26 protein-coding genes are annotated in these 25095 nt (G+C 31.5%); 24 read left to right on the top strand and 2 right to left on the bottom strand.

Features of this window, described 5'->3' with window-relative positions; genetic code table 11:
- The first annotated feature begins 4 nt into the window (after positions 1-4).
- Both QPK35_RS04230 and radC read left to right on the top strand, forming a co-directional pair.
- On the top strand, positions 5-658 hold the full coding sequence (locus QPK35_RS04230) for an HAD family hydrolase (protein WP_290032747.1): 654 nt from the start codon (positions 5-7) through the stop codon (positions 656-658).
- Between the two features lie 49 nt (positions 659-707).
- Complete coding sequence (radC, locus tag QPK35_RS04225) at positions 708-1382, top strand: RadC family protein (RefSeq protein WP_290032746.1); 675 nt, start codon at positions 708-710, stop codon at positions 1380-1382.
- Here the strand turns inward: radC and QPK35_RS04220 are convergent.
- Positions 1379-2104 (bottom strand): sulfite exporter TauE/SafE family protein, encoded by a 726-nt coding sequence (locus QPK35_RS04220; RefSeq protein WP_290032745.1) that lies wholly within the window; start codon positions 2102-2104, stop codon positions 1379-1381. The genes radC and QPK35_RS04220 overlap by 4 nt on opposite strands.
- A 185-nt stretch (positions 2105-2289) precedes the next feature.
- Here QPK35_RS04220 and QPK35_RS04215 point away from each other — a divergent pair, with 185 nt between their 5' ends.
- The 11 genes from QPK35_RS04215 to QPK35_RS04165 all read left to right on the top strand — a co-directional run bounded on the left by QPK35_RS04215 (position 2290) and on the right by QPK35_RS04165 (position 13201).
- On the top strand, positions 2290-2496 hold the full coding sequence (locus QPK35_RS04215; RefSeq protein ID WP_290032744.1) for a cold-shock protein: 207 nt from the start codon (positions 2290-2292) through the stop codon (positions 2494-2496).
- Between the two features lie 121 nt (positions 2497-2617).
- Positions 2618-3616 carry a rod shape-determining protein gene (locus QPK35_RS04210; RefSeq protein WP_290032743.1) on the top strand — a complete coding sequence of 333 codons (999 nt, stop codon included), beginning with the start codon at positions 2618-2620 and terminating at the stop codon, positions 3614-3616.
- 91 nt (positions 3617-3707) lie between these two features.
- A complete protein-coding gene (gene mreC, locus QPK35_RS04205; protein WP_290032742.1) occupies positions 3708-4559 on the top strand; it encodes a rod shape-determining protein MreC in 852 nt (283 codons plus the stop codon).
- 9 nt (positions 4560-4568) lie between these two features.
- The gene (gene mreD / locus QPK35_RS04200; RefSeq protein WP_290032741.1) at positions 4569-5081 is read left to right on the top strand and encodes a rod shape-determining protein MreD; all 513 of its coding nucleotides are present in this window, start codon (positions 4569-4571) and stop codon (positions 5079-5081) included.
- A 15-nt stretch (positions 5082-5096) separates the two neighbouring features.
- Positions 5097-5774 carry a septum site-determining protein MinC gene (locus QPK35_RS04195; protein WP_290032740.1) on the top strand — a complete coding sequence of 226 codons (678 nt, stop codon included), beginning with the start codon at positions 5097-5099 and terminating at the stop codon, positions 5772-5774.
- 3 nt (positions 5775-5777) lie between these two features.
- On the top strand, positions 5778-6584 hold the full coding sequence (gene minD / locus QPK35_RS04190; RefSeq protein ID WP_290032739.1) for a septum site-determining protein MinD: 807 nt from the start codon (positions 5778-5780) through the stop codon (positions 6582-6584).
- 104 nt (positions 6585-6688) lie between these two features.
- The gene (locus QPK35_RS04185) at positions 6689-7621 is read left to right on the top strand and encodes an alpha/beta hydrolase (RefSeq protein ID WP_290032738.1); all 933 of its coding nucleotides are present in this window, start codon (positions 6689-6691) and stop codon (positions 7619-7621) included.
- A 77-nt stretch (positions 7622-7698) separates the two neighbouring features.
- Entirely contained in the window at positions 7699-9585 is a 1887-nt protein-coding gene (gene asnB / locus QPK35_RS04180; RefSeq protein WP_290032737.1) for an asparagine synthase (glutamine-hydrolyzing), read from the top strand.
- A 114-nt stretch (positions 9586-9699) separates the two neighbouring features.
- A complete protein-coding gene (locus QPK35_RS04175; RefSeq protein WP_290034221.1) occupies positions 9700-11244 on the top strand; it encodes a UDP-N-acetylmuramoyl-L-alanyl-D-glutamate--2,6-diaminopimelate ligase in 1545 nt (514 codons plus the stop codon).
- Positions 11234-12490, top strand: a complete 1257-nt coding sequence (locus tag QPK35_RS04170; RefSeq protein ID WP_290034220.1) for a carboxylate--amine ligase — start codon at positions 11234-11236, stop codon at positions 12488-12490. Before QPK35_RS04175 ends, QPK35_RS04170 begins: the two co-directional genes overlap by 11 nt.
- A 3-nt stretch (positions 12491-12493) precedes the next feature.
- Positions 12494-13201, top strand: coding sequence for an aspartate/glutamate racemase family protein (locus QPK35_RS04165; protein ID WP_290034219.1), 708 nt, complete (start codon positions 12494-12496; stop codon positions 13199-13201).
- 32 nt (positions 13202-13233) lie between these two features.
- Here the strand turns inward: QPK35_RS04165 and QPK35_RS04160 are convergent, their stop codons facing one another.
- The gene (locus tag QPK35_RS04160) at positions 13234-13353 is read right to left on the bottom strand and encodes a DUF4044 domain-containing protein (protein ID WP_290034217.1); all 120 of its coding nucleotides are present in this window, start codon (positions 13351-13353) and stop codon (positions 13234-13236) included.
- Positions 13354-13497: 144 nt separating this feature from the next.
- On the opposite strand from QPK35_RS04160, the gene QPK35_RS04155 reads away from it, so the two are divergent.
- From QPK35_RS04155 to ftsZ, 11 genes are all read left to right on the top strand, one after another.
- The gene (locus QPK35_RS04155) at positions 13498-13860 is read left to right on the top strand and encodes a DUF3397 domain-containing protein (protein ID WP_290034216.1); all 363 of its coding nucleotides are present in this window, start codon (positions 13498-13500) and stop codon (positions 13858-13860) included.
- Positions 13861-14054: 194 nt separating this feature from the next.
- Positions 14055-14486 carry a division/cell wall cluster transcriptional repressor MraZ gene (gene mraZ, locus QPK35_RS04150; RefSeq protein ID WP_290034215.1) on the top strand — a complete coding sequence of 144 codons (432 nt, stop codon included), beginning with the start codon at positions 14055-14057 and terminating at the stop codon, positions 14484-14486.
- 9 nt (positions 14487-14495) lie between these two features.
- Entirely contained in the window at positions 14496-15443 is a 948-nt protein-coding gene (gene rsmH / locus QPK35_RS04145) for a 16S rRNA (cytosine(1402)-N(4))-methyltransferase RsmH (protein ID WP_290034214.1), read from the top strand.
- Positions 15444-15467: 24 nt separating this feature from the next.
- On the top strand, positions 15468-15833 hold the full coding sequence (ftsL, locus tag QPK35_RS04140; RefSeq protein WP_290034213.1) for a cell division protein FtsL: 366 nt from the start codon (positions 15468-15470) through the stop codon (positions 15831-15833).
- The gene (locus QPK35_RS04135; RefSeq protein ID WP_290034212.1) at positions 15833-17983 is read left to right on the top strand and encodes a penicillin-binding protein; all 2151 of its coding nucleotides are present in this window, start codon (positions 15833-15835) and stop codon (positions 17981-17983) included. Before ftsL ends, QPK35_RS04135 begins: the two co-directional genes overlap by 1 nt.
- 15 nt (positions 17984-17998) lie before the next feature.
- Positions 17999-18961, top strand: a complete 963-nt coding sequence (mraY, locus tag QPK35_RS04130) for a phospho-N-acetylmuramoyl-pentapeptide-transferase (RefSeq protein WP_435302717.1) — start codon at positions 17999-18001, stop codon at positions 18959-18961.
- Positions 18962-18980: 19 nt separating this feature from the next.
- Positions 18981-20360 carry a UDP-N-acetylmuramoyl-L-alanine--D-glutamate ligase gene (gene murD, locus QPK35_RS04125; RefSeq protein ID WP_290034211.1) on the top strand — a complete coding sequence of 460 codons (1380 nt, stop codon included), beginning with the start codon at positions 18981-18983 and terminating at the stop codon, positions 20358-20360.
- Entirely contained in the window at positions 20357-21445 is a 1089-nt protein-coding gene (murG, locus tag QPK35_RS04120; protein ID WP_290034210.1) for an undecaprenyldiphospho-muramoylpentapeptide beta-N-acetylglucosaminyltransferase, read from the top strand. Before murD ends, murG begins: the two co-directional genes overlap by 4 nt.
- 30 nt (positions 21446-21475) lie before the next feature.
- On the top strand, positions 21476-22321 hold the full coding sequence (locus QPK35_RS04115) for a cell division protein FtsQ/DivIB (RefSeq protein WP_290034209.1): 846 nt from the start codon (positions 21476-21478) through the stop codon (positions 22319-22321).
- Between the two features lie 129 nt (positions 22322-22450).
- Entirely contained in the window at positions 22451-23794 is a 1344-nt protein-coding gene (gene ftsA / locus QPK35_RS04110; RefSeq protein WP_290034208.1) for a cell division protein FtsA, read from the top strand.
- A gap of 45 nt (positions 23795-23839) precedes the next feature.
- Complete coding sequence (gene ftsZ / locus QPK35_RS04105) at positions 23840-25084, top strand: cell division protein FtsZ (protein ID WP_290034207.1); 1245 nt, start codon at positions 23840-23842, stop codon at positions 25082-25084.
- Positions 25085-25095 lie beyond the last annotated feature (11 nt).

The raw sequence follows: 25095 nt of genomic DNA, 5'->3' as shown, positions 1-25095 counted from the left end.
AATAATGGAATTAGAGGCAGTTATTTTTGATATGGATGGAGTTGTATATGACTCCGAAAAAATGTATTTTGCGGCTGATCAAAAAGCAGCTAAAAAATTAGGATTTGAATTTACTTTTGATTATTATAAGCAATTCATTGGTGCAGGATATGAAAAAATGTATAACAAGATGGTTGAAGATTATGGTGATGCACAAATGATTAAAGACTTTTTAAGAATTAGTCGTGATGAAATTCTCCCAACTGTTAAAGAAGGTCTATTAAAGTTTAAACCAGGATTTTTAAACTTGGCTCATTACTTAGAAGAAAACAATATAACTTACGGGTTAGCTTCAAGCAATTATCGTAACGATATTGAATATTATTTAAAAGAAACTAATTTTGAAAATCATTTTGATTTTATTGTTTCAGCTAGTGATGTGGAAAAGGCTAAACCATATCCAGATATTTTTCTTAAAGCATGGGAAAAAGCTGGAAAACCAAATAAACAAAAAACAATCATAATTGAAGATTCCACAAATGGAATTAAAGCTGCAAATCGGGCAGAAATTCCTGTAATAATGGTTCCTGATTATATTAAACCAACTCAATTTGAAAAAGAACACACGTTAACAATTCAAAATAATTTAAATGATGTATTAGATTTTATTCAAAAATAATTAAAAAAACCCCTTCATTTGCGTATATAAATAATGGAGGGATTTTTTTATGACATTTATTAATAAACAATATCAGCTAAAATATTTAGAAAGACAAATTCAACGTTTTGGTGCAGAAACACTGAATGATCAAGAACTAATGTATGTAGTGTTGCAAACATTCTGTTCAGATAAACTTGCACAAGAAATTTCAGAAATTTACTTTGCTGAAAACTATAATTTGTCACAAATGAATAAATTAACACGAAGTGACTGGCAATTATATTTTAAGAGTGAAGCAAAATCCTTAAAAATGGAAGCTATATGTGAATTGATTAAACGAACAAATCAGTCACCACAATTAATTTTAGGCAAAATTTGCTCAAGCAAAATGGTAGGAGAATATCTTCAAATGAAGATGTCATCCTACCATCAAGAAGTATTATATGGTGTCTTTTTGGATACTCAAAATCAAATCATATATGAAAAAGAAATTTTCAAAGGAACTTTAAATCAAGCAACAGTTCATCCTAGAGAAATATTTAAGATTGCTATTCAATATAGTGCTGCAAGAGTAATTATTGCTCATAATCATCCAAGTGGTCATACAGAGCCATCACAAAATGATCATAATATGACTAAAAGATTAGTCAAAAGTGGTGAAATTCTAGGAATTGAATTACTTGATCATTTAGTAATTGGACAAGACGATTATTTTAGTTTTCGTGAACAACAATTTATTTAAATTAAACCTTTAATCAAGTTATATGTTCCGGCTAGTAACATTACTGTATATGCTATTTTACGTACTGTATTCATTGAGATTCGTTGCAAAATTTTATTTCCAATAAATGTTCCAACTAAGCATCCGATTATAGAGAATGCTGAAATCGGAACTAAATCTGCAGTGAATTTAGTACATAAGAAATCATTGATAAGCAATACAATTGATGTTAAGAAAAAGAATGTTTGAATTGTAGCTTGATATACAATTGGTTCATCAATGACGGAATCGTAATATGCAACCATTGGTGGTCCACCAACAGCAAATAATCCACCACTGAGGCCACTTAAACAACCTACGCCAACCTCAGTTAGAAAGTTCTTTTTTAAGTGAATCTTTGGAGCAATGAAAATTAGATAGATTGCTAAAATCCAAAGAAAAATACCAAGTAAAATAGCCATAAATTTTGATGAAAAACCTACCATTAAGTGAACACCAATGCTACTTGTAATAAACGAAGCTAATGCAGGGAAAATAATTATGTTCCACTTTATTTTATTAAAGTAACGAATAATGATGGTAATCTGTAAAAACATGCAGGTTAATACAGAAATCATTGTGGCATATTTATATGGTAATAATAATGAAACTAGTGGTACAAATAATGATCCAAAGCCAAAACCACCAGTTGTTTGAATAAGTGCAGCGCAAAATGCGATACATGCAATAAAAACAATACTCATAGTTTTTCCTTTCAAAACAAAAATATTTGCGTTTGCATTATATCACAATATATAGTTTGAATAACTAAATATGTTAGTTTTAGTTTAAATTTTTATCAAATGATTATTAGATTCTTACGATATTCGAACCTTGTATTCAAAAAATGACTATGATAAAATTTTTGCGTATAGAAAGAAGGTTAACAATGTTACAAGGAACAGTTCATCAATTTGATAAACAAAAAGGATTTGGTTTTATTACTCCAGATAACGAGAAAGATGATATTTTTGTACATTTTTCAGCAATTACTACTCCGGGTTTTAAAACTTTAACTGCAGGACAACGCGTTTCCTTTGTTGAAGTCGAAGGAAAACGAGGAATGCAAGCAAGTCAAGTTAGCCTGATTGATTAAAATTGGTTGAGTTTTTATATTCAGCAAAAGTTTTATTGTGGTATAATTTTATTAAATGTTAAAATTACCGATTATTATAAATAATTATTATAATTAGATGACGGATGAAGGGATGAGAAGAGTGTTCGGATTTGGTGCAAAAAATATCGGAATTGACCTCGGAACAGCTAACACAATTGTCTATTCAGAAGGAAAGGGAATTGTTTTAAGAGAACCATCTGTTGTTGCTAAAAACACAAAGACAGATGAAATTGTTTCAGTAGGTTCAGAAGCACGTGCGATGATAGGGAGAACACCTGCAAGTATTGTTGCAATACGTCCTATGAAAGATGGTGTTATTGCGGACTATGATACTACTGTTTCAATGATGAAATATTATATTGAAAAATCATTAGAAAATCATGCTGGTAAGCCTGATGTAATGGTCTGCGTTCCAAGTGGTGTTACAGAAGTTGAAAAACGCGCTGTAATAGATGCAACAAAAGTAGCTGGTGCTAAGGATGCATACGTAATTGAAGAACCATTTGCTGCAGCGATTGGTGCTGGATTACCAGTTATGGATCCTACAGGAAGTATGGTAGTTGATATTGGTGGTGGTACTACTGATGTAGCTACAATTTCATTAGGTGGGATTGTTTCAAGTCGTTCAATTCGTATGGCTGGTGATAAGCTAGACGAAGCAATTATTGCTTATGTACGTTCACATTATAACTTGTTAATTGGCGAACGTACTGCAGAACAACTCAAAATTGACGTAGCTTCAGCATCAATTGAAGCTGCAAAAGAACTTGAAACTCAAAGTGTTCGTGGACGTGATTTAGTTACAGGTCTTCCACAAACTGTTGAAATTAAACCAGAAGATGTTGCAACTTCAGTTCAAGAAGTTGTACAAGCAATTATTGCTGCTATTAAGGAGACATTAGAAGAAACCTCTCCTGAAATTGCAGCTGATGTTATTGATCATGGAATTGTTTTAACTGGTGGAGGCGCACAATTAAGACATTTACCTGAAGTTATTTCAGAAGCAACTAAAGTTCCTGTTTTTGTTGCATCAGAACCACTTGATTGTGTTGCAATTGGAACTGGTGAGTCACTTAAAAATATTGACGTTATGAAATAACACTGGCGATGAAAATCGTATCATTTAAGTGGTTAGGAATGTGTTTCCTGGTTAAAATTTGATACGATTTTTGTTTTGAGGAGGATTATAAATGCAAAAACCGTTTTTCAATAAGAAGTTAGTTATCACTCTAGTTTCATTGATTACTGCATTCTTATTGATTGCATTTTCAATTGTTGTTCGTAATGATCGCTCAACTCCATCTTTTATTCAAAGCTTTGGAAACAGTGCTGCCGGCGTAGTTGATACTGTTGTTAATGCACCAGTTGAAGGGATATCTAAAGTAACTGGTTCAGTATCAAACTTAATTGATACCTATCAAGAAAATGCGCAGTTAAAACAAAAAATTGATTCAATGAATGCTTTAGAAGTTGAAAACGACACATTAAAAGAAGAGAACAAACAATTAAAACAGCAATTATCATTAAATAAAAGTTTGACCTCTTATGATAGTATTTCAGCATATGTTATCTCAAGAGCACCATCAACTTGGCAAAATACAGTTGTAATTAGTAAAGGTTCGAGTGCTGGAGTTACAAAGGGATCAGCAGTAATGTCCGATAAAGGGATTATTGGACGAGTTTCAGAAGTTAATAAAACAAATAGTAAGGTTGAATTAATTACTACACAAGATGATTCTGATGATCGTTTTGCTGTACAATTAATTGATGATAGTAATCAAACGGTAAATGGATTAATTACAGGATATAATACTGATACAAATCGTTTGATAATGGGACAAATTACATCAAAAGAAAAAGTTAAAAAGGGAACTAAAGTTATTACTTCTGGTTTAGGTGGAACTACACCTAAAGGACTATTTGTCGGAACTGTAACAAAGGTTGTAAATCAAGATAATGGTTTACCAACAAAGATTTATATAAAACCTGCTGCAGATATGACAAACTTAAATGTAGTAACTGTTACTGAAAGACAAGATTAGAGGTGCGCTATGCGAATTCAAAAAATGAGGTATATCTTTCCGATAGGCTTGTTTCTAGCTGTGTTTTTGGATGGAACATTGACGCATGTTTGGTCAGGTTGGATGGTTACACCAACAACTTTTGTAGAAAGTCGTTTGGTTTTACTCTGGCTTTTTATGGCTGTTTGTTTTGGTGAAGTTGATCATATTATTTTCTGGTCAATTCTTGCTGGATTTATTTATGATATGTACTATACCGGGATTATTGGAATCTTTATCCTATTGTTCCCACTAATGGTATATATAACACAATGGATCGTCCAATTTTTTGAACCATCTTTTATTTTATTATTACTTATTTATTTAATTGATATAACAATATTACTTTCAATGGGATATGCTTTAAATTTATTAATTAATTTAACGGATGTTTCAGTAGTTAATTTTATTGGAAGAACTTTAGGACCAAGTTTAGCATATAATTTGGCATTCTTCGTAGCTTTGTATTATCCATTGAAAAAGTTATTTTTGAAGTATTCATAGGAAAGGTGAAGAAGTATGCCAAGTGAAGCAATTTCATTAAAGGGTCATAAGGATGGTTATGAAATAATATTTCATAGTGAAGCAAGTTTTACTCAAATCATTACAGATTTAAAAGATTTACTTTCTAAGTTATACAAAGATAATGCAAAATTTGAAGCAAACAAAATCGAATTTGACATTAAAACTGGTAGAAGATTACTAGATGCTTCACAAAAGAAACAAGTTGAAGATTTATTTTCTGATTATCCATTGTTCACAATACATCGAATTAAATCAGATGTTTTATTGAAAAATGATGCTTTAGAAATGATCGATAAGAATACAATTCATCCAAATGCAGATATTATCCGTAATGGGCAAGTAAAAACAATTGAAGGTGATGTTTTATTTACTGGGATAATCCATGAAGGTGGAATTTTACAGGCTACAGGTAATATTTATTTATTAGGAAATGTTGAGGGAATTGTATCAGCAGGTTATCCAAATAACGAAAATGCTGTAATTGTTGGAAATGTAAGTGCTGCTCAACAAGTTAGAATTGCAGATCTTGTAACAATTTTTGACGATGAAAATCGAGCAGATTCATTTGAGCCAGTAGTTTACGTAAATGATTTGCATAAATTATCATATTTACGGTTAGAAGAACTTAAAAATCTAAGACCTAAGATTTATGCTAAAATTGGAGGATTTTAAATAATGGGAAAATCAATTGTAATTACTTCAGGAAAAGGTGGAGTAGGGAAAACAACTACATCTGCTAATCTTGGAACAGCGTTAGCATTAATGGACAAAAAAGTTTGCTTGATTGATTTAGATATTGGATTAAGAAACCTTGATGTTATTTTAGGCTTAGATAATCGAATCATATATGATATTGTTGATGTTGCACAAGGAAGAGCTAAATTACATCAAGCACTAATTAAGGATAAACGATTTAATGATAAGTTATTTTTACTTCCTGCAGCTCAAAATACAGATAAGAGCGCATTAGAACCAGATGAAGTAAAAGAAATTGTTGAGGAATTACGTCCAGATTTTGATTATATTTTACTTGATTGTCCTGCTGGAATTGAGCAAGGTTTTATGAATGCTGTTGCTGGTGCTGATCAAGCTATTGTAGTTTCAACACCTGAAATTTCATCTGTGCGAGATGCAGATCGTGTGGTTGGTTTATTAGAACAACAAGATTTAAAAGAACCACCAATGTTAATCATTAATCGAATTAGAAAACACATGGTCAATGATGGAGATATGATGGATGTTGATGAAATTACTCATCATTTATCAATCAAATTGTTAGGAATTGTGTTTGACGATGAAGACGTAATTAGTTCATCTAATAAGGGTGAACCAGTGGTATTAAATGATAAAAGTATGGCAGGACAAGGTTATCGTAATATCGCTCGCAGATTGGAAGGCGAAACAGTTCCTTTGATGTCATTGAAAGAACAAAGTAAGAAAGGTTTCTTTACTAAAATTACTGATTGGTTTAAGAAAAAATAGATTATTCATATTTAACCAGTGATTATGAAGCAATCTTATTTTTATAATACATTTTGCAAGGAGACTATGATTCATTTCACAGTCTCTTTTTAGGGAGAAGAGAAATGAAAAAAACAACTGAAAAGAAACATAAAAAATGGCCAAGAGTTTTGATTGGTATTTTAATTACATTAGTAGTAATATTCTTAGGTATTTGTATTTATTTTATTAATTATGGTTTTGCAAGAAATACCAAGAAACCTGATCATCAAACCAGACAGGCAATTGAATGGTTAGATAAAACAAATAAACAGACTTGGCATGAAACAGCAGTCGGAAATGACAAAATAAAATTAGTAGCAACCTATGTTCCTGCTGCTGAAAAGACAAATAAAACAATTATTGTAGCTCATGGGTGGCATGAAAATTCTACACTTATGGCTCGATATATCAAAATGTTTCATCAATTAGGATACAATGTTTTAGCTCCAGATGATCGTGGAAGTGGCCATAGTGATGGAAATTACTTAGCATTTGGATGGTTAGATCGTAAAGATTATGTCAAATGGATTCATCAACTTATCAAAAAAGAAGGCAAGGATGTCCAAATTGGCCTCTTTGGTGTAAGTATGGGTGGAGCTACTGTTATGAATGTTAGTGGTGAAAAGTTACCATCTCAAGTAAAGTGTGTCGTTGAAGATTGTGGTTTTAGTAGTGTTTATCAAGAGTTTTATAATGTTTTAACTCATGATTATCATTTACCTGCAACACCAATTCTCCAAGTTGGCTCATTAATTGCAAAACCATTAATTGGATATGATTTTAAGGATGCAAGTACATTAAAACAATTGAAGAAAAATAAATTACCAATTTTCTTTATTCATGGTGATTCTGATTCTTTTGTACAAACAAAAATGGTTTATCAAAACTATAATGCAACAAATGCACCAAAAAAGATTTGGATTACATCGAATACAGAACATGCTAAATCTTTGAAGAATCATTATAATGAATATAAAGAAAAGGTAGGAACATTTTTCGCAGAATATCTAAAATGATATTTTATTATAATATTTAAACTATGATACAATTATAGTTGCTTATGAATCTATTTTTATGAAAAGGGTGTTTATATATGTGTGGATTTGTTGGATATATAAATCAAACTGATATTCCAGATGATACAATTATTCACATGGCAAACCGTATCAAACATCGGGGACCAGATGATGAAGGATATTTTACAGATGAAAATGTAGCAATGGGATTTAGACGGCTATCAATCATTGATCTCGATCATGGACGCCAGCCGATGATTAATGCTAAACAAACTGCCGTTTTGACATTTAACGGTGAAATTTATAACTATAAAGAAATTCGTCAAGAATTAACAGAATTAGGATATGAATTTAAGACAGATGTTGATTCAGAAGTTTTACTTCATGGATATGAAGCATGGGGTCCAAAATTATTAGATAAACTTCGTGGAATGTATGCATTTGTTATTTACGATCAAGCTAAAAATGAAGTTTTCGGAGCACGTGATCATTTTGGAATCAAACCAATGTACTACTATGACGATGGAAAATCATTTTTATGGGCTTCAGAAATTAAAGCATTTTTAGATCATCCAAAATTTGTAAAGGAATTTAATGAAAAATTACTACCAGTACATTTGAGTTTTGAATTTATTCCATCAAAAGATACAATGTTCAAACATGTTTATAAATTATTGCCAGGTCAATATTTTATTCATCGAAATGGAAATACTGAAATTTATCAATACTATAAATTTAATTATGATCATATTGATAACTCTGAAACAGTGGAACAAGATGCTAAGAAAATAAAAAGTATTGTTGATGAATCAGTTAAAGCTCATATGGTTGCAGATGTTGAAGTTGGTAGTTTCTTATCAAGTGGTGTAGATTCAAGTTTCGTATTAAATGAAGCTGCAAAATTAAAGCCAGTTCAATCATTTTCACTTGGTTTTAATAATTCTAAATATAGTGAATTAGATTGGTCTTCTCGTTTTGCAAAAGAAATTCATCAAAAGAATACTCGTATTACGATGGATGGAAATGATTATTTCGATATTTTACCAACAATTATGTACTATATGGATGAACCATTATCAAATCCATCAGCAATGCAACTATACTACTTGTCCAAAGAAACAAGTAAGCATGTTAAAGTAGCATTATCAGGTGAAGGCGCTGATGAATTCTTTGGAGGTTATAATACATATCTAGAAGCTCGTCCGTTTGAACGTTATCAAAAAATAGTTCCAAAATTTTTGCGTAATGCATTAGCGCAAGCTGTTTCTGGACTTCCAAGATTCCATGGTCAACGTTTCTTAGAACGTGGGTCAGAACCTTTATATGAACGTTATTATCGTGTAAATTATGTTTATAATTATGATGAACGTAATAAAATTCTTAAAAACAAAGATTTGAATTTAGATACTGGTGACTATACAAAACATATTTTTGATGAAGTTTCTAATAAAGATGAAATGACACAAGAACAATATTTTGATATTAATACTTGGTTACCATATGATATTTTACATAAAGCTGATCGTATGAGTATGGCAAATTCACTTGAAGTTCGTACACCATTAGTTGATAAGAAAGTTGCAGAATTTGCATCATCAATGCCTATTAGTACCCGAATCAAGGGTAATGAAACTAAAGTATCATTCCGTGAAGCAGCAGAATCTGAGTTACCAGATCGTGTTGCAATGAAAGAAAAAATGGGATTCCCATCTCCAATTGCTTCATGGATCAAAGAAGATAAATTTAGAAAACGAATTGAAGAAGCGTTTACTTCAGATGTTGCTCAAAAATTCTTTGATACAGACGCATTATTGGATGTGCTTCATGAACATATAAATGGTAAATCATGTATGCAAAAGATTTTTACTATTTATACATTTATTTTATGGTATGAAGTATACTTCCCAGAAGATACAAATGCTGATACAATTGATAAAGTTAAATATACTCAAGCTTTAAATTAAAAGCATTAAACCGAATGGATTTATTTTTTATTTAAATTAAGTCCATCCGGTTTATTTTTATATGAAAATATGGAATAATGGGTGTTGAAGTCTATTTAAATGAAGGTGAAATTAATGACTTTAAGCCTAACAGATGCACAGAATTTATTAAATGAGCATCATTTATTGGTAGAATATCACCAAAATGAATGCAATTTTGATAATGTTACATATGATTCACGTAAAGTTGAAAAAAATACTTTATTTTTTTGTAAGGGAAACTTTAAAGAAGAATATTTGACTAGTGCAATTGAAAAAGGAGCAAGTGGGTATGTTGCTGAACATAAATATGAAACATCAAAAGATGTATCATATTTAATTGTTTCAGATGTTCAAAAAGCGATGGCTTTATTAGGAGCAGCGTTTTATGGTTATCCTCAAAATGATTTATTTATAATTGGGATAACTGGAACAAAGGGAAAAACAACTAGTGCATATTTAGCAAAGGGAATTTTAGATAAGGCTAATAATGGGAAAACAGCGTTATTCTCAACTGTAGATCGGACAATTGGCCCTAAGCCAGAAGACACCTTTAAATCAAATTTAACTACTCCTGAATCATTAGACTTATTTCATGATATGCGTGCCGCTGTTGATAATGGAATGACACATTTAGTGATGGAAGTTTCATCTCAAGCATATAAAAAGAATAGAGTTTACGGATTACATTATAATATTGGTATCTTTTTAAATATTTCACCAGATCATGTAGGTGAAAATGAACATTCGACATTTGAGGATTATCTATTTTGTAAAGAACAAATATTAGCAAACTCAGATTACTGTATTTTAAATGCTGATTCAGATCATTTTAATGAGATTTATTATGCAGCTAAATCAGATGTAGAAGATCAACAACTTTTTACATTTACACATCAAGCCCAAGAAGTTTTACCAGATGGTAATTTGATTGATATCAAAATTGAAAATGTGGAAGAAACATTGGTTGATAGTCGTTTTAAATTAAAAGCATTAACACCAAAGGCTCAAAAACTTTCATTAGAAAATGAATATACAATTACTATTCCTGGAGACTATAATGAAGGGAATGCTACTAGTGTAATTATTGCAAGTTTATTAGCAAGTGCAACTGCAGACGATGCAATTAAAGGTCTAGCAAAGGTAAAAGTTGCAGGCAGAATGGAAATGGTACAAACTAAAAATCATGGACTTGTATATATTGATTATGCTCATAATTATGCTAGTTTACATGCATTACTTGAATTTTTACGTGCTCAACGCAAAGTTGAACGTTTAATTGTTGTAGTTGGATCAACTGGAAATAAAGGAGTTTCCAGACGTGAAGGTTTTGGTAAAGCTTTAAGTCAAGGAGCTGATATTGCAATTTTAACAAGTGATGATCCAGGATTTGAGGATCCAATGAAAATTGCAAAAGAAATTGATCAGCATATTGACCATAATAAAGTCCAAGTTGAATTTGAATTAGATCGCGAGAAAGCAATTGAAAAAGCAATTAAAATGGCTACGACCTCAGATGTTGTAGTGCTTGCTGGTAAAGGCGAGGATAAATATCAAAAAATTAATGGAGTAAATACTCCATATCCAAATGATTTAAATGTTGCAAAAAAAATTGTGGAAGGATTAGAAGATGAAGAATAAAACAGCAGATTTTACACCAATTTTATTAGGAAGTGACTTTAATGTTTATGGAATGGCACGTTCATTCTATGAATTAACAAATAAACCAGTTAAAGCTATTGCTGAACGTCAATTAGCTCCAACTCGTTTTACTGAAATTGTTGATTTAGAATTAATAGATGGATTTTCAGAAGATCCAACATGGATTAATTCAATGTTAAAAATTAAAGAACAATACAAAGATCATGAAGAACCAGTTATTTTAATTGGTTGTGGTGATGGATATGCAGAATTAATTTCTAAACATAAAGATGAATTATCAGATGTTTTTGTTTGTCCATATATTGATTATGATTTGTTGAAGAAATTAAATAAAAAAGAATCATTTTATAAAATCTGTGACGAATATGATTTACCATATCCTAAAACAAAAGTTATTACAAAGGAAATGTGGGAAAGTAAAGAACCTGTTGAACAACTTTTTGATTATCCAGTTGCATTAAAACCTTCAAACAGTGTTGAATGGGTTGATATTAGTTTCGAAGGCAGAAAAAAAGCCTACCGTGTAAAATCACGTCCTGAATTAGATGAAATTTTACAAAAGGCATATACAAATGGTTATGAATCAGATTTCATTTTACAAGATTTTATTCCTGGTGATGATAGTAATATGCGTGTATTAAATGCGTATGTTGATCAAAATCATAAAGTTAAAATGATGTGTCTTGGACATCCTTTATTAGAAGATCCATCTCCAGCTGCAATTGGAAACTATGTTGCAATTTTGCCAGAATACAATAAAGATATTTATATGCGTTTCCAAAAATTCTTAGAAGATATTAAATTTACGGGTTATGCAAACTTTGATATGAAGTATGATGCACGTGATAACACATATAAATTATTTGAAATCAACTTGCGTCAAGGACGTAGTAGTTTCTTTGTAACTTTAAATGGCTATAACCTAGCATCATGGGTCGTTAAGGATTATGTAACAAATGAATTGACAGATGCAGAAACGGTTTACGGAAATAAAGATGCAAATAAGCATCAACTTTGGTTAGGTGTCGCTGTTAAAACATTTAAGAAATATGCTCGCCAAAATGGTGATAAAGAGCGCGCTCTTGATTTAATTGATCATAAGCGATACGGAATGACATATCGTTATGATAAAGATATGAACTTCAAACGTTGGGCATTAATTAAATGGATGGAACATAATTATGCTAAGAACTTTAAACGTTACTTTAAGGAAAACAAGGGATAAATTATGAAAAACTTTTTTACAATAATTGGTGGCATGGGAACCATGGCAACCGAAAGTTATATTCATCAATTGAATAAACGAATTAAGGCTCATCAAGATCAAGATTATTTAAATTATATTTTGGTCAACCATGCGACTGTTCCTGATCGAACAGCCTACATTCTTGATGATTCAAAGCCAAGTCCATTTCCAGACTTAGCTGAAGATATCAAGCAACAAGCAAAATTAAAGCCAGATTTTTTTACGCTTCCATGTAATACTGCTCATTATTTTTATGATGACTTGCAGAGTTTAACGAATATTCCAATTTTGCATATGCCACGTGAAGCAGTAAAATCAATTGGAGTAAAATTTCCTACAGCAAAAAGAATAGGATTACTTGCAACTCATGGAACGATCGTTGATCATGTTTATGAGGATGAAATAAAAAAAGCTGGGTATGAATTTGTTAAGCCAACAGATGTAATTCAAGATAAGGTAAACCAATTAATTTACACTGATATTAAAGAAAAGGATTATGTTGATCGTCAATTATTTCATGGGTTAGTTAATACAATGGTTAATGAATTGAATTGTGATGTGGTTATTCTTGGATGTACAGAATTATCACTTGCTCAAGAGCGTGAACCAATTGATAATTTACCAATTATTGATGGTCAAATAGTACTTGTTGAAAAAACTTTAGAAAAGGCTATAAAAATGCAAAAATAAAAAAAGCAGACTTTTAAGTCTGCTTTTTTTTATTACATGAAAGAACCAACAGATCCTAAAACAACAGCACCGATGGTAAAGATTAACATTAACCAAACAACTACCATTGTAATTTTTTGGAATGTAGATTTCTTTTCTTTTTTCTTTGCCAAAATGAATCATCCTTTAATATTAATTACAAAGATACTATACATTTAATGTTCATTAAATGTCAATTTAGTTTTTTTAGATAAATTGAAAATTAAAATAATTATCTTTATAATAAGTAGAGAATATTTTTATAGACGAGGAATAGCATGATAAAACAATGGTATATTCAACTAATAATATTAGTTTTAGTTTGGATATTTTTGACATTTTTAAAAAACAAATTTTTGAAAAAAAGATATCCTAAATTTAAGAGATTAGACATTTTTAGTTTATTTTTACTTGTTGCAATTCATTTTCTTTCCCAAAATTTAATTGGAATTTCTATAATTCCGTTCATCGTTTGTGGATTGTCATTGTATGGATTAGCGATGACGATTTTATATGCTATATTCGAAGGACAAATTATTTATAAGAAGTTTTTAATTAAATTTTGGCGTGTAGCAGATCTTGTAATTTTAGCACTATATTGTGTTTTATTAATATTTAAGATTGCTTCTTTTTTTAATTAGAATAGATTGATTTTAAGAAAACTATGACGTAAAAGTCATAGTTTTTTTAATTTATTTAAGTAAATCTTATGTAAAAGCATTTTGTAATATAAATTTAAAAAAACATAAGTGGTTTTTGTTAATAACTAGGTGGTTGAAAGTGGGGGATTGTGGTAATATGTTTCATAGAGGTAATCTAAGGGTGGTGAAGACACGTGTTCATGGGCGAATTTAAACATTCAATCGATACAAAAGGACGACTAATTATTCCAGCAAAATTTCGTGAACAATTAGGCGCAAATTTTGTAATCACACGAGGACTTGATGGATGTTTATTTGTATACCCAATGGATGAGTGGCACACCTTAGAAGAAAAACTAAAAAAATTGCCTTTAAATAAGCGTGATGCACGTTCATTTGTACGTTTTTTCTATTCTGCAGCTACAGAAAGTGGTTTTGATAAGCAAGGAAGAATAAACTTGCCTAAAACATTAAGAGAGCATGCAAAGTTAGATAAAAAATGTGTGGTTGTTGGTGTTTCTAACCGGATTGAAATTTGGTCTGAAGAACGCTGGGAATCATTTACAGATGAAGCAGAAGAGAATTTTGATGAAATTGCAGAAAATATGATTGATTTTGAATTTTAAGGAGTAATTATGGCAGAGTTTAAGCATGTAACAGTTTTGTTAAATGAAGCTGTTGAAAATTTACATATTAATCCTCATGGCATTTATGTTGATTGTACATTAGGCGGTGGGGGACATACTAAAAAAATACTTTCAATGCTTAATGATGATGGTCATCTTTATTCATTTGATCAAGATCAAACTGCGATTGACTATAATCAGAAACAACTATCAACTGAAATTGAAGCCGGTAAGTTGACTTTAATTAAATCGAATTTTCGTGATATTAAGGTTCAACTAGAGAAATTAGGCATATCAAAAGTTGATGGAATTGTGTATGATTTAGGGGTTTCTTCTCCGCAATTTGATGTTGCAAGTAGAGGATTTAGTTATAAACTAGATGCACCTATTGATATGAGAATGGATCAAACTCAATCTTTGACTGCAAAAGAAATAGTCAATAAGTGGTCATTTAATGATTTAATGCGAATTTTCTCCCGATATGGAGAAGAGAAGTTTGCTAAATCTATTGCAAGAAAAATTGAACAACAGCGTGCACAAGCGCCAATTGAAACGACAACACAATTAGTTGAAATTATAAAATCAGCAATTCCTGCTCGAGCGAGAAGAAAGGGTGGGCATCCTGCTAAAAGAATATTTCAAGCATTGCGGATTGCAGTTAATGATGAATTATCTGCATTAGAGGAATCGTTGGAAAATGCTTTATCATTATTGAAAGTGGGAGGAAGGATTAGTGTAATAACTTTTCAATCTTTAGAAGATCGATTAGTTAAAACGATGTTCAAAGAAAAAAGTACATTGCCTGACTTACCTCAAGGATTACCAATTATTCCGCAAAATATTCAAGTTGATTTTCGTTTAGTAAATCGAAAACCAATTTTACCTTCAGAAGTAGAAATTAAGGAAAATCATCGGGCACACTCTGCGAAGTTGCGAGTTATTGAACGAGTAAAATAGGATAGATAAGGTTGTGAATTATAAATGGCTCAAGTAGCACGTAAATACGTAAAACAAACTCAAGTAGAAACAGTAAATCAATCACAAAATACAGCAACTGCATTAGAAATTCAAAAAAAGAAATTTAAAAGAAGAGAACGTTTAACAATCTGTGGATCATTTGCATGGATTGCTGTTCTTGGTTGTTTGACAATCGCATCTTCAACAAATGTCAATACAGCTCAAAATAAGCTACAAGATATCACTACTGAAATTTCAAACATGTCTAGTAAAAATTCAAACATCAAACAAGAAGTTAGTGAATTATCAAGTCGTTCTCGTTTAACTGGAATTGCTAAAAAAGATGGATTATCATTAGATGAACAAAACACAAGGAATGTAACTAAATAATGAATAATAACAAGCGCGAGATAGAAGAAAATACAAAAGATAGTAAAAATGTAGGAAAATTATTTTTCTTTATAGTTATTGGCTTTTTTGTATTAGTTATCCTCCGCTTTTTTTATGTTAGTAATTTTCACCATGCAAATGGCGTAAATTTAAGACAAAAAGTGGAGCAACTTTATGCTAAAAGAACTGAAGTAAAGGCTAAAAGAGGTACTATCTATGACGCCAATAAACAAGTAATTGCCGAAGATACTACAACATATTCGGTTTATGTTGTTTTATCTAAACAAGCACGTACATATGATGGTAAACCTGCATATTTAAAAGATTCTGATAAAGATAAAGCAGCAAAAGTTTTAAGTGAAAATCTTGGAGCATCATATTCACAGATTAGAAAAACTCTTTCACCAAAGGACCCTAATATTTATCAAGTTGAGTTAGGTTCTGAAGGTAAAAATATTTCACTTGAAACCAAGAAACGAATCGAAGCAGCAAATATTTCAGGAATTGAGTTCACACCTTCTCAAGCCCGTTTATATCCTAATGGAACATTTGCTTCACATCTTATTGGAATTGCTGAAAGTGAAAATAATAAACTTGTCGGGATTATGGGACTTGAAAAACAATATAATAAGGATCTATCTGGAAAAAATGGGGTTAAGAGTGAACAAACAGATGGGCAAGGAACAAAACTTCCATGGACAAGTTCAGTTGCTAAAAAAGTGAAAAACGGTGACAACATTTATACAACTTTGGATAGTCATTTGCAAAACTATCTTGAAAATTTACTTACAAAAGCTCAAGAAACATATAAACCAAAAAGTATTAATGCAGTATTAATGAATGCAAAAACTGGGGAAATTATTGCAGCAAGTCAGCGACCAACGTTTAATGCACAAACTAAAGTTGGAATTAATTCTGCTTGGACAAACAATTTAACAGAATCTACATATGAACCTGGTTCATGTATGAAAATTTTCTTAATGGCAGCAGCAATAAATAGTGGAATTTATAATCCAAATGCTACATTTGAGTCTGGAAAATATAATATTGATGGTGCATATGTTTATGATTGGAAACGTTCAGGATGGGGAACTCTTACATATCGTCAAGCGTTTATCCGTTCTTCAAATGTCGGAATGGCACATTTAGAACAACAAATGGGTGCGAAAAGATGGCTTCGTTATTTGAAATCATTTGGATTTTTAAAAGCTGTTAATTCACCTGGTTTAGGAAATGAAGCAAAAGGTTATATTGGATATGAATATCCAATTGATCAAGCAAATACAGCATATGGTCAAAGTATCGATGTTACAGTTATGCAAATGATGCAAGGTCTTACTGCGATTGCAAATAATGGTACAATGGTTCAACCTAGATTTATTAAAAAAATTGTAGATCCAAATAGTGGAAAAACAGTTTATAAATCTAAGAAAAAGGTTGTAGGCCATCCAATTACAGCATCAACTGCAAAACAAGTTAGAAGTATGATGCAAGATGTAATTACTGATAAAGATGGTACTGGACAAGCATATAAGATAGATGGATATGATATTGGGGTTAAGACAGGTACAGCCCAAATAGCCAATTCTACTGGAAGCGGATATTTGACAGGAGAGAAGAATTATATCTTCTCAGTTGCTGGGATTGCTCCATTAAATGATCCTAAATATGTTTTATATATAACAATGCAACAACCTGAGACCTTTGGAAGCGAAGGGTCAGCAACTAAAATGTTAGCAACTATTTTTAATCCAATGATGAAACAAACATTGCAAGATGACACTACTGGTGAGAATGACTCATCTACAAATAAAGTGCCAAATGTTGAAGGATTAAGTGTTGAAACTGCACAAAAAGAATTGCAGAAGACAAACGCCGATGTGATTGTCTGTGGAAATGGTGTGAAGATAGATAAACAATCAGTTGCTGAAGGCCAAACTGTTTTAAGTGGATCAAAGATTATTTTGGTTACAAATGGGACAAAGACAATACCTGATTTAACAGGATGGTCTCGAAATGATGTGAAAACATTGGCAGATATGTTAGGAATCAAGGTTCATTTTGATGGATCTGGTTTTGTAAAATCACAAAGCATTTCTGCAAATACAGTAGTTAAGAAAGATCAACAATTAAATATTGCATTGCAATAGATAAGGAGAATTAAAATGACTATAACAAAAATGCTAATTCCATTATTAATGAGTATGGTATTAACAGCAGTCTGTTTACCAGTATTTATTAATTATGCACATAAAAAAAAGCAAGGACAAATGATTCGTGAAGAAGGACCTAAGTGGCATGAAAAAAAATCTGGAACTCCAACTATGGGTGGTTTCGTTTTTAACTTTGTGATTTTATTCACAGGTATTATGGTTTCATTAATGTACCATTGCTTAAATCCACAGATTTTAATTTTAAACTTTATTTTGATTCTTTATGGATTCCTTGGATTCTGGGATGATTCTATTAAATTATGGAAGAAACAAAATGAAGGCTTGAAACCATGGCAAAAATTAGCCGGTCAAATTGTAGGTGGAATAGTTTTCTTATTGGTTTATCACTTTGAAGGTTTACCATTTTCCATTAATCTTTTTGGCTATGAAGTTAATTTAGGGTTCATTTTTGTCCTATTTGTTATTTTCTGGCTTGTTGGTTTTTCAAATGCTGTAAATTTAACTGATGGGATTGATGGATTAGTTGCAGGCCAATCAATTATAGCATTTGGTGCATATGCAGTGATTGCATTTGCTCAACATCAATATGACGTATTAGTTTTTTGTTTAAGTGTAATTGGTGCTTTGATCGCATTTTTATTGTTCAATCACAAACCAGCTAAAATTTTTATGGGAGACATGGGTTCTCTTGCATTAGGTGGTGCATTAGCTGCCGTATCAATTTTAGTTCATCATGCTTTATCATTACTTATTATTGGAATTATTTTTGTAATTGAAACATTAAGTGTAATTTTACAAGTAACTTCATTTAAGTTAACTGGTAAGAGAATTTTTAAAATGAGTCCAATTCATCATCATTTTGAAATGTGTGGATGGAATGAATGGAAAATTGATATTGTATTTTGGACGATTGGATTAATTGCAGCTGCAATCTCAGTAATGTGTATATTATAATTTAAGGAAGTTTTCTGGTATGAAAAATATTGACACTTATCGTAATAAAAATGTTTTAGTTATTGGATTAGGGAAAAGTGGAGTTAACTCAGCAAAATTACTTGTAAGATTAGGAAGTAATGTTACTGTCAATGATAAAAACGATAAACCTGATTTGAAACAAGTAGAAGAATTGGAAAAATTAGGAGTTAAAGTTGTTACTGGATCTCATCCATTATCTTTATTGGATAACACAGATATAGTAGTTAAAAATCCAGTTGTTCCTTATAATAATCCTATAGTGCAAAAGGCGTTGGAAAATCATATTACAGTAATTACTGAACCAGAATTAGCATTTGAAATTTTAGATGCACAAATGATTGGTGTAACAGGAACCAATGGTAAAACAACAACAACCACTATGATTACTGAAATGTTGAATCATGGTAGAGTTAAAGGAAAAGCATACGCAGCTGGCAATATTGGAATACCAAGCACAGAGATTGCGCAAAAAGCAACTAAAGATGATGTTATGGTAACAGAATTATCAAGCTTCCAATTAATGGGAATTACTAAATTACATCCACATATTGCGGTGATTACTAATATTTATGAAGCACATACTGATTGGCATGGATCACGAAAAAATTATGTTAAAGCAAAAGAACGAATTATGTTAAATCAGACTGCTGATGATTATTTAGTAATTAATTGGGATAATGAGGAATGGCGCGAAATTAGTAAACAAAGTAAAGCAAAAGTTGTTCCATTTTCACGTAAAAAATTAAGTACAGATGGTGCATATCAAGATGGTGAATATTTGTACTATAAAGATGAAAAGATTATTAATGTTCATGATATTCGTGTCCCTGGTACACACAATATCGAAAATGCTTTAGCGGCAATTACAGTTGCTAAAATTATGGGACAAGATAATAATGAAATTATAACCGTCTTGAAGAACTTTACTGGTGTAAAACATCGTACACAGTATGTAACTTCAGTTGAAGGACGAAAGTTTTATAATGACTCTAAAGCAACGAATATGGAAGCTACAGAAAAGGCATTATCAGGATTTAAAGATAATGTAATTTTACTTGCTGGTGGTTTAGACCGAGGATATGAATTTAATGATTTAGTTCCTGCGTTACAAGATCATGTAAAAGCATTGATCGTTTTTGGCGAAACAGCACAATTATTAGAAAAAGCCGGAGAAAAATCGGGTATTAAAAAAATTATTAAAACAAAAGATGTTGTGTCAGCAGTTCCAATTGCATACGATTTAAGTGAAAAACAAGACATCGTATTGTTATCACCAGCATGCGCAAGTTGGGATCAATGGCCAAATTTTGAAGTACGTGGAGATAAATTTATTGAAGCAGTTGAAAAATTAGAACAACAATTGGAGGAGAAAAAATGAGACTACTAGTTTCTGGAGGCGGAACTGGCGGACATATTTATCCAGCCTTAGCACTAATTGAAGAAGCAAAGAAAAAAGATCCAACAACAGAAGTATTATATGTTGGCACTAAAAAGGGGCTAGAAAGTCAAATAGTCCCAGATGCTGGAATTGATTTTAAGACAATTGAAATTCAAGGATTTAAACGTTCTTTATCACTAGAAAACTTTAAAACAGTTTATTTATTTTTGAAAAGTATTAGTGATTCTAAAAAAATTATTAAAGAATTTAAACCAGATATTGTAATCGGAACAGGAGGCTATGTATGTGGTTCTGTTGTTTATGCTGCATCTCGATTACATATTCCTACAGTTATTCATGAACAAAATAGTGTAGCTGGTGTAACTAATAAATTTTTAAGTCACTTTACTAATAAAGTTGCAATTGCATTTGATGATGTTAGAAAGGATTTTCCAGATGAAAAGATTGTTTTTACTGGAAATCCTAGAGCGCAACAAGTGGCACATATGCAAAAGAAAAACCGCTTAGCGCAATATGGACTAAATGATGAACAACCAACGGTTTTGATTTTTGGTGGTTCACGAGGTGCTGAAAAAATTAATCAGTCAGCACTTGAAGCAGCAAAAAACTTTACAGCTAAAAATTATCAAGTATTATTTGTTACAGGAAGAGTTCATTTTGATGAGATAATGAAGAAAGCTGAAAAAATGGATATTCCATCTAATATGGTAATTAAACCATATATTCCAAATATGCCTGAAATTTTACCAGAAATAGATTTGATTGTAGGACGTGCAGGTGCTACAAGTTTGGCAGAAATTACAGCACTTGGGATTCCATCTATTCTTATTCCAAGTCCTTATGTTACTGCAGATCATCAAACTAAAAATGCCATGAGTTTAGTTGAAAGAAATGCTGCTAAAATCATTAAAGAACAGGATTTAAATGGCGAATTGCTTTCAAAAACAATTGATTCATTGATGACAAATGAAAATGAACGAGACGAAATGGCAAAAAATGCATACCAGATGGGTGTGCGAGATGCAGCTGATCAATTGTATAGTGTTTTGCAAGATTTAATTTAAAAACAAAATGCAATATAAAGGGGCGAAGTGATGCACAATTCGTTTAAAAAAATCAAAAAATCAAAAGAAGAGCTTACACCATGGGAAAAAGCCCCAAAAAAACGTAAGCAACAAAAAAAGCGAAAAAATCATTCAAATGATTCAAGGTCTTTTGTAAAAAAATTACCTCAAACATATAAGCTTAGAAAACAACGATTAGCAAGAGGTACAGTTGCTTTGATTGCTATTTTTGGAATTATATTCCTGTCTTCTTTATTTTTTATTTTACCTTTTAGTCGTATTTTATCGGTTAAAGTAAATGCTGCAGATAAAGAAACACGAATTGCAATTGTTAAAGCTAGTGATCTACATTATTATGAGTCATTAATTGGTGTTTGGCCACATACAAGCCAAATTGAAGAACAAATTCATAAAAAAGTTCCTTCAGTAAAGAAAGCAACAATTAAGTATGAAGGAAGTCAAGTTATTATTGATATTCAAGAATATCCAACAATTGGATATTTAATGAAAAACAATAAGTATTATAAATTGACTTCTTCGGGGATGGTGGATGAATATGGGACTGAATCTCCACACGGAAACTATCCCGTCTTTTATAATTTTAAAAATAATGATGAATTAAAAGAAATGACAAAACAATATGATAAATTGGACAGCAATTTAAAAAGAGGAATTTCTGAAATTCATTTAGATCCTACAAAAGCAGATCCGGGTAGGATTAAATTATATATGAATGATGGAAATCAAGTAATTGCTAAGACAGATACTTTTGCTGAAAAAATGCAGTACTATCCTAGCATTGTTTCTAAGATGAATTATACCGGAGTAGTTGATCTTGAAGTTGGAGCATTTTCATATCCTTATGGAAAAAATTAATATTTAGGAAAAAAGGGCTCTAAATGCTTGATTCGCGGTAGTAAAAATTAGTGTTTGTGTGTTAAAATTTAAATATTAAGATATTTTTCTTGAAAGATAATTATAGAAACTGGATTGGAGGATTAAAAGGTGGAAAATTCTGGAATTTATGTAGGATTGGACATCGGAACAGCCTCGATCAAAGTCGTGATTGCAGAATACCTAAAAAACCAACTAAATATAATTGGTTATGGAAGTTCTCATTCTAAAGGTTTGTCTAGGGGTGTAATTGTAGATATTGATCAAGCCGTTGATACAATTAAAGAAGCAATTAAACAAGCAGAACAAAAAGCAAATATTGAAATTGATAGTGTAACTGTTGGTGTACCAGCAAATATGCTCCAAATTCAACGTTGTAAGGGAATGATTGCTGTTTCACAAGATGGTAATTCAGCCGAAATTACAGATGAAGACGTTCATGAAGTAACACGTGCTGCTTTAGTACAAAATCTTCCACCCGAACGTGATGTTATTGATGTTGTTCCTGATGAATTTTATGTAGATGACATCGACAACATTAAAGATCCACGTGGAATGATGGGTGTTAGATTAGAAATGCAAGGTGTTATGTATACAGGACCTAAAACAATTTTACATAACATTCGTAAATGTGTAGAAAAAGCAGGTCTTAAAATTCATGATATCGTAGTTGCACCGATTGCACTTTCTAAATACGCTTTAAGTGATGCTGAACAGGACTTTGGTGCTGTTTTGATTGATTTAGGTGCTGGTCAAACAACTGCTGCTGTTGTTCATGATAGCAAAGTTAAGTATACATATGTTGACCAAGAAGGCGGGAACTATGTAACTCGTGATATTTCAATTGTATTAAATACTTCATTAGAAAATGCAGAAAACTTAAAAAGAAACTATGGTTATGCATTAGCGTCATTAGCATCTACAGATGATTCTGTTCCTGTACAGGTCGTAGGCCAACAGGAAGATGAAATGGTTACAGAAGAGTATTTATCAGAAATAATTGAAGCAAGAATGCGTCAAATATTTGAAAAGATTAAACAATCTTTAGAAACGATTAACGCATTTCAATTACCAGGTGGAATTGTGTTGACAGGCGGAATGGCCGCAATGCAAGGAATTACTGAGTTAGCTCAAGAAATTTTTGGTGTGCCAGTTAAAATCTTCTATCCACAAGAAATGAATTTACGTTCACCACAATTCTCTCAAGTACTTGGTTTGATTGAAGATACAACTCATCAAAGCGAAATTAACATGGTTGTAAAAAGTACATTAGATAATATTGACTTTATTGCACAAAAAGTACAACAACCTGTTCAAAAGCAACCTATGAAGAATGTATCTAAAAATCAAAAAACACCAACTCAAAGTACTAATAAAAAAGCAAAACAACCTAAAAAACAAAAGAAACAAAAAGAAAATAAGATTAAGAACTTTTTCAGCAGTTTCTTTGATTAAAAATTAGAATGGAAATTTTAAGCAAAAACAACGGAGGAGAACCAAATGGACTATGAAGTAGACGAAAACAACAAAGCCAATATCAAAGTTATCGGTGTTGGTGGTGCTGGTGGAAATGCTGTAAATCGTATGATTGCAGAAGATGTTAAAGGTGTAGAGTTTATTGCTGCTAACACTGATGTTCAAGCATTAAAAAATTCTAACGCTGAAACAAAAATTCAATTAGGACCTAAATTGACAAAAGGATTAGGTGCAGGTGCAAATCCTGATGTTGGTGAAAAAGCTGCAGAAGAAAGTGAAGAACAAATTTCAGAAGCTTTAAAGGGTGCAAACATGATTTTTGTTACTGCCGGAATGGGTGGTGGTACTGGTACAGGTGCTGCTCCAGTAATTGCAAAAGTAGCAAAAGAAATGGGTGCATTAACAGTTGGTGTTGTAACTAGACCATTCTCTTTTGAAGGACCAAAGCGTGCTCGTTTTGCTGCTGAAGGTGTTCAAAAGATGAAAGAACATGTTGATACATTAATTATCATTGCAAATAATCGTCTTTTGGAAATTGTTGATAAAAAGACACCAATGCTACAAGCATTCCAAGAAGCAGATAATGTTTTACGTCAAGGTGTTCAAGGTATTACAGACTTAATTACTTCACCTGGTTATGTTAACTTGGACTTTGCTGATGTTACAACTGTTATGAAAGATAAAGGATCGGCATTAATGGGTATTGGTTCAGCAAATGGTGAAAATCGTATCGAAGAAGCTACAAAGAAAGCTATTTCTTCACCATTGTTAGAAGTTTCAATTGATGGAGCAGAACAAGTCCTATTAAACATTACTGGTGGCCCAGACTTGAGTTTATTTGAAGCTCAAACTGCATCAGAAATTGTTACAAACGCTGCATCAAGTGATGTAAATATTATTTTTGGTACATCAATCAATGAAAACTTAGAAGATGAAGTTGTAGTTACAGTAATTGCTACTGGAATTGATAAAAAACGCAATTCACGTAAAACAACAAAACCTTCAATGAACAACAATTCAATGAGTTCAAATAATGGTTTACAAAATAATTCTCAAGCTACATCAAATACTCGTAACAACGATCCATTAGCTAATTGGGATATTACAACTGAAATGAATAATACAAATCGTAATAATGCTCAGCGTGATAATTTCGAAAATGTTGAAAAGAAGGATTTTGATGTTTTCGGTTCATCATCTTCAAATAATAATTTTGACCAAGATGATGATGATAATACGCCACCATTTTTACGTCATCGTCGTAAGTAAATTAAAGGAGG

Origin of the sequence: Ligilactobacillus cholophilus (genome assembly GCF_030389495.1) — a bacterium.
GTDB classification, from domain to species: Bacteria; Bacillota; Bacilli; order Lactobacillales; family Lactobacillaceae; genus Ligilactobacillus; species Ligilactobacillus cholophilus.
The sequence above is the reverse complement of the archived record's forward strand: the minus strand, read 5'-3'. Positions and strand labels throughout refer to the sequence as shown.

Bases quoted from the DNA above. Each gene is read 5' to 3' on its own strand.
- QPK35_RS04230 (WP_290032747.1), top strand. From the start codon at position 5: ATGGAATTAGAGGCAGTTATTTTTGATATGGATGGAGTTGTATATGAC.
- radC (WP_290032746.1), top strand. From the start codon at position 708: ATGACATTTATTAATAAACAATATCAGCTAAAATATTTAGAAAGACAA.
- QPK35_RS04220 (WP_290032745.1), bottom strand. From the start codon at position 2,104: ATGAGTATTGTTTTTATTGCATGTATCGCATTTTGCGCTGCACTTATT.
- QPK35_RS04215 (WP_290032744.1), top strand. From the start codon at position 2,290: ATGTTACAAGGAACAGTTCATCAATTTGATAAACAAAAAGGATTTGGT.
- mreC (WP_290032742.1), top strand. From the start codon at position 3,708: ATGCAAAAACCGTTTTTCAATAAGAAGTTAGTTATCACTCTAGTTTCA.
- mreD (WP_290032741.1), top strand. From the start codon at position 4,569: ATGCGAATTCAAAAAATGAGGTATATCTTTCCGATAGGCTTGTTTCTA.
- QPK35_RS04195 (WP_290032740.1), top strand. From the start codon at position 5,097: ATGCCAAGTGAAGCAATTTCATTAAAGGGTCATAAGGATGGTTATGAA.
- minD (WP_290032739.1), top strand. From the start codon at position 5,778: ATGGGAAAATCAATTGTAATTACTTCAGGAAAAGGTGGAGTAGGGAAA.
- QPK35_RS04185 (WP_290032738.1), top strand. From the start codon at position 6,689: ATGAAAAAAACAACTGAAAAGAAACATAAAAAATGGCCAAGAGTTTTG.
- asnB (WP_290032737.1), top strand. From the start codon at position 7,699: ATGTGTGGATTTGTTGGATATATAAATCAAACTGATATTCCAGATGAT.
- QPK35_RS04175 (WP_290034221.1), top strand. From the start codon at position 9,700: ATGACTTTAAGCCTAACAGATGCACAGAATTTATTAAATGAGCATCAT.
- QPK35_RS04170 (WP_290034220.1), top strand. From the start codon at position 11,234: ATGAAGAATAAAACAGCAGATTTTACACCAATTTTATTAGGAAGTGAC.
- QPK35_RS04165 (WP_290034219.1), top strand. From the start codon at position 12,494: ATGAAAAACTTTTTTACAATAATTGGTGGCATGGGAACCATGGCAACC.
- QPK35_RS04155 (WP_290034216.1), top strand. From the start codon at position 13,498: ATGATAAAACAATGGTATATTCAACTAATAATATTAGTTTTAGTTTGG.
- rsmH (WP_290034214.1), top strand. From the start codon at position 14,496: ATGGCAGAGTTTAAGCATGTAACAGTTTTGTTAAATGAAGCTGTTGAA.
- ftsL (WP_290034213.1), top strand. From the start codon at position 15,468: ATGGCTCAAGTAGCACGTAAATACGTAAAACAAACTCAAGTAGAAACA.
- QPK35_RS04135 (WP_290034212.1), top strand. From the start codon at position 15,833: ATGAATAATAACAAGCGCGAGATAGAAGAAAATACAAAAGATAGTAAA.
- mraY (WP_435302717.1), top strand. From the start codon at position 17,999: ATGACTATAACAAAAATGCTAATTCCATTATTAATGAGTATGGTATTA.
- murD (WP_290034211.1), top strand. From the start codon at position 18,981: ATGAAAAATATTGACACTTATCGTAATAAAAATGTTTTAGTTATTGGA.
- murG (WP_290034210.1), top strand. From the start codon at position 20,357: ATGAGACTACTAGTTTCTGGAGGCGGAACTGGCGGACATATTTATCCA.
- QPK35_RS04115 (WP_290034209.1), top strand. From the start codon at position 21,476: ATGCACAATTCGTTTAAAAAAATCAAAAAATCAAAAGAAGAGCTTACA.
- ftsZ (WP_290034207.1), top strand. From the start codon at position 23,840: ATGGACTATGAAGTAGACGAAAACAACAAAGCCAATATCAAAGTTATC.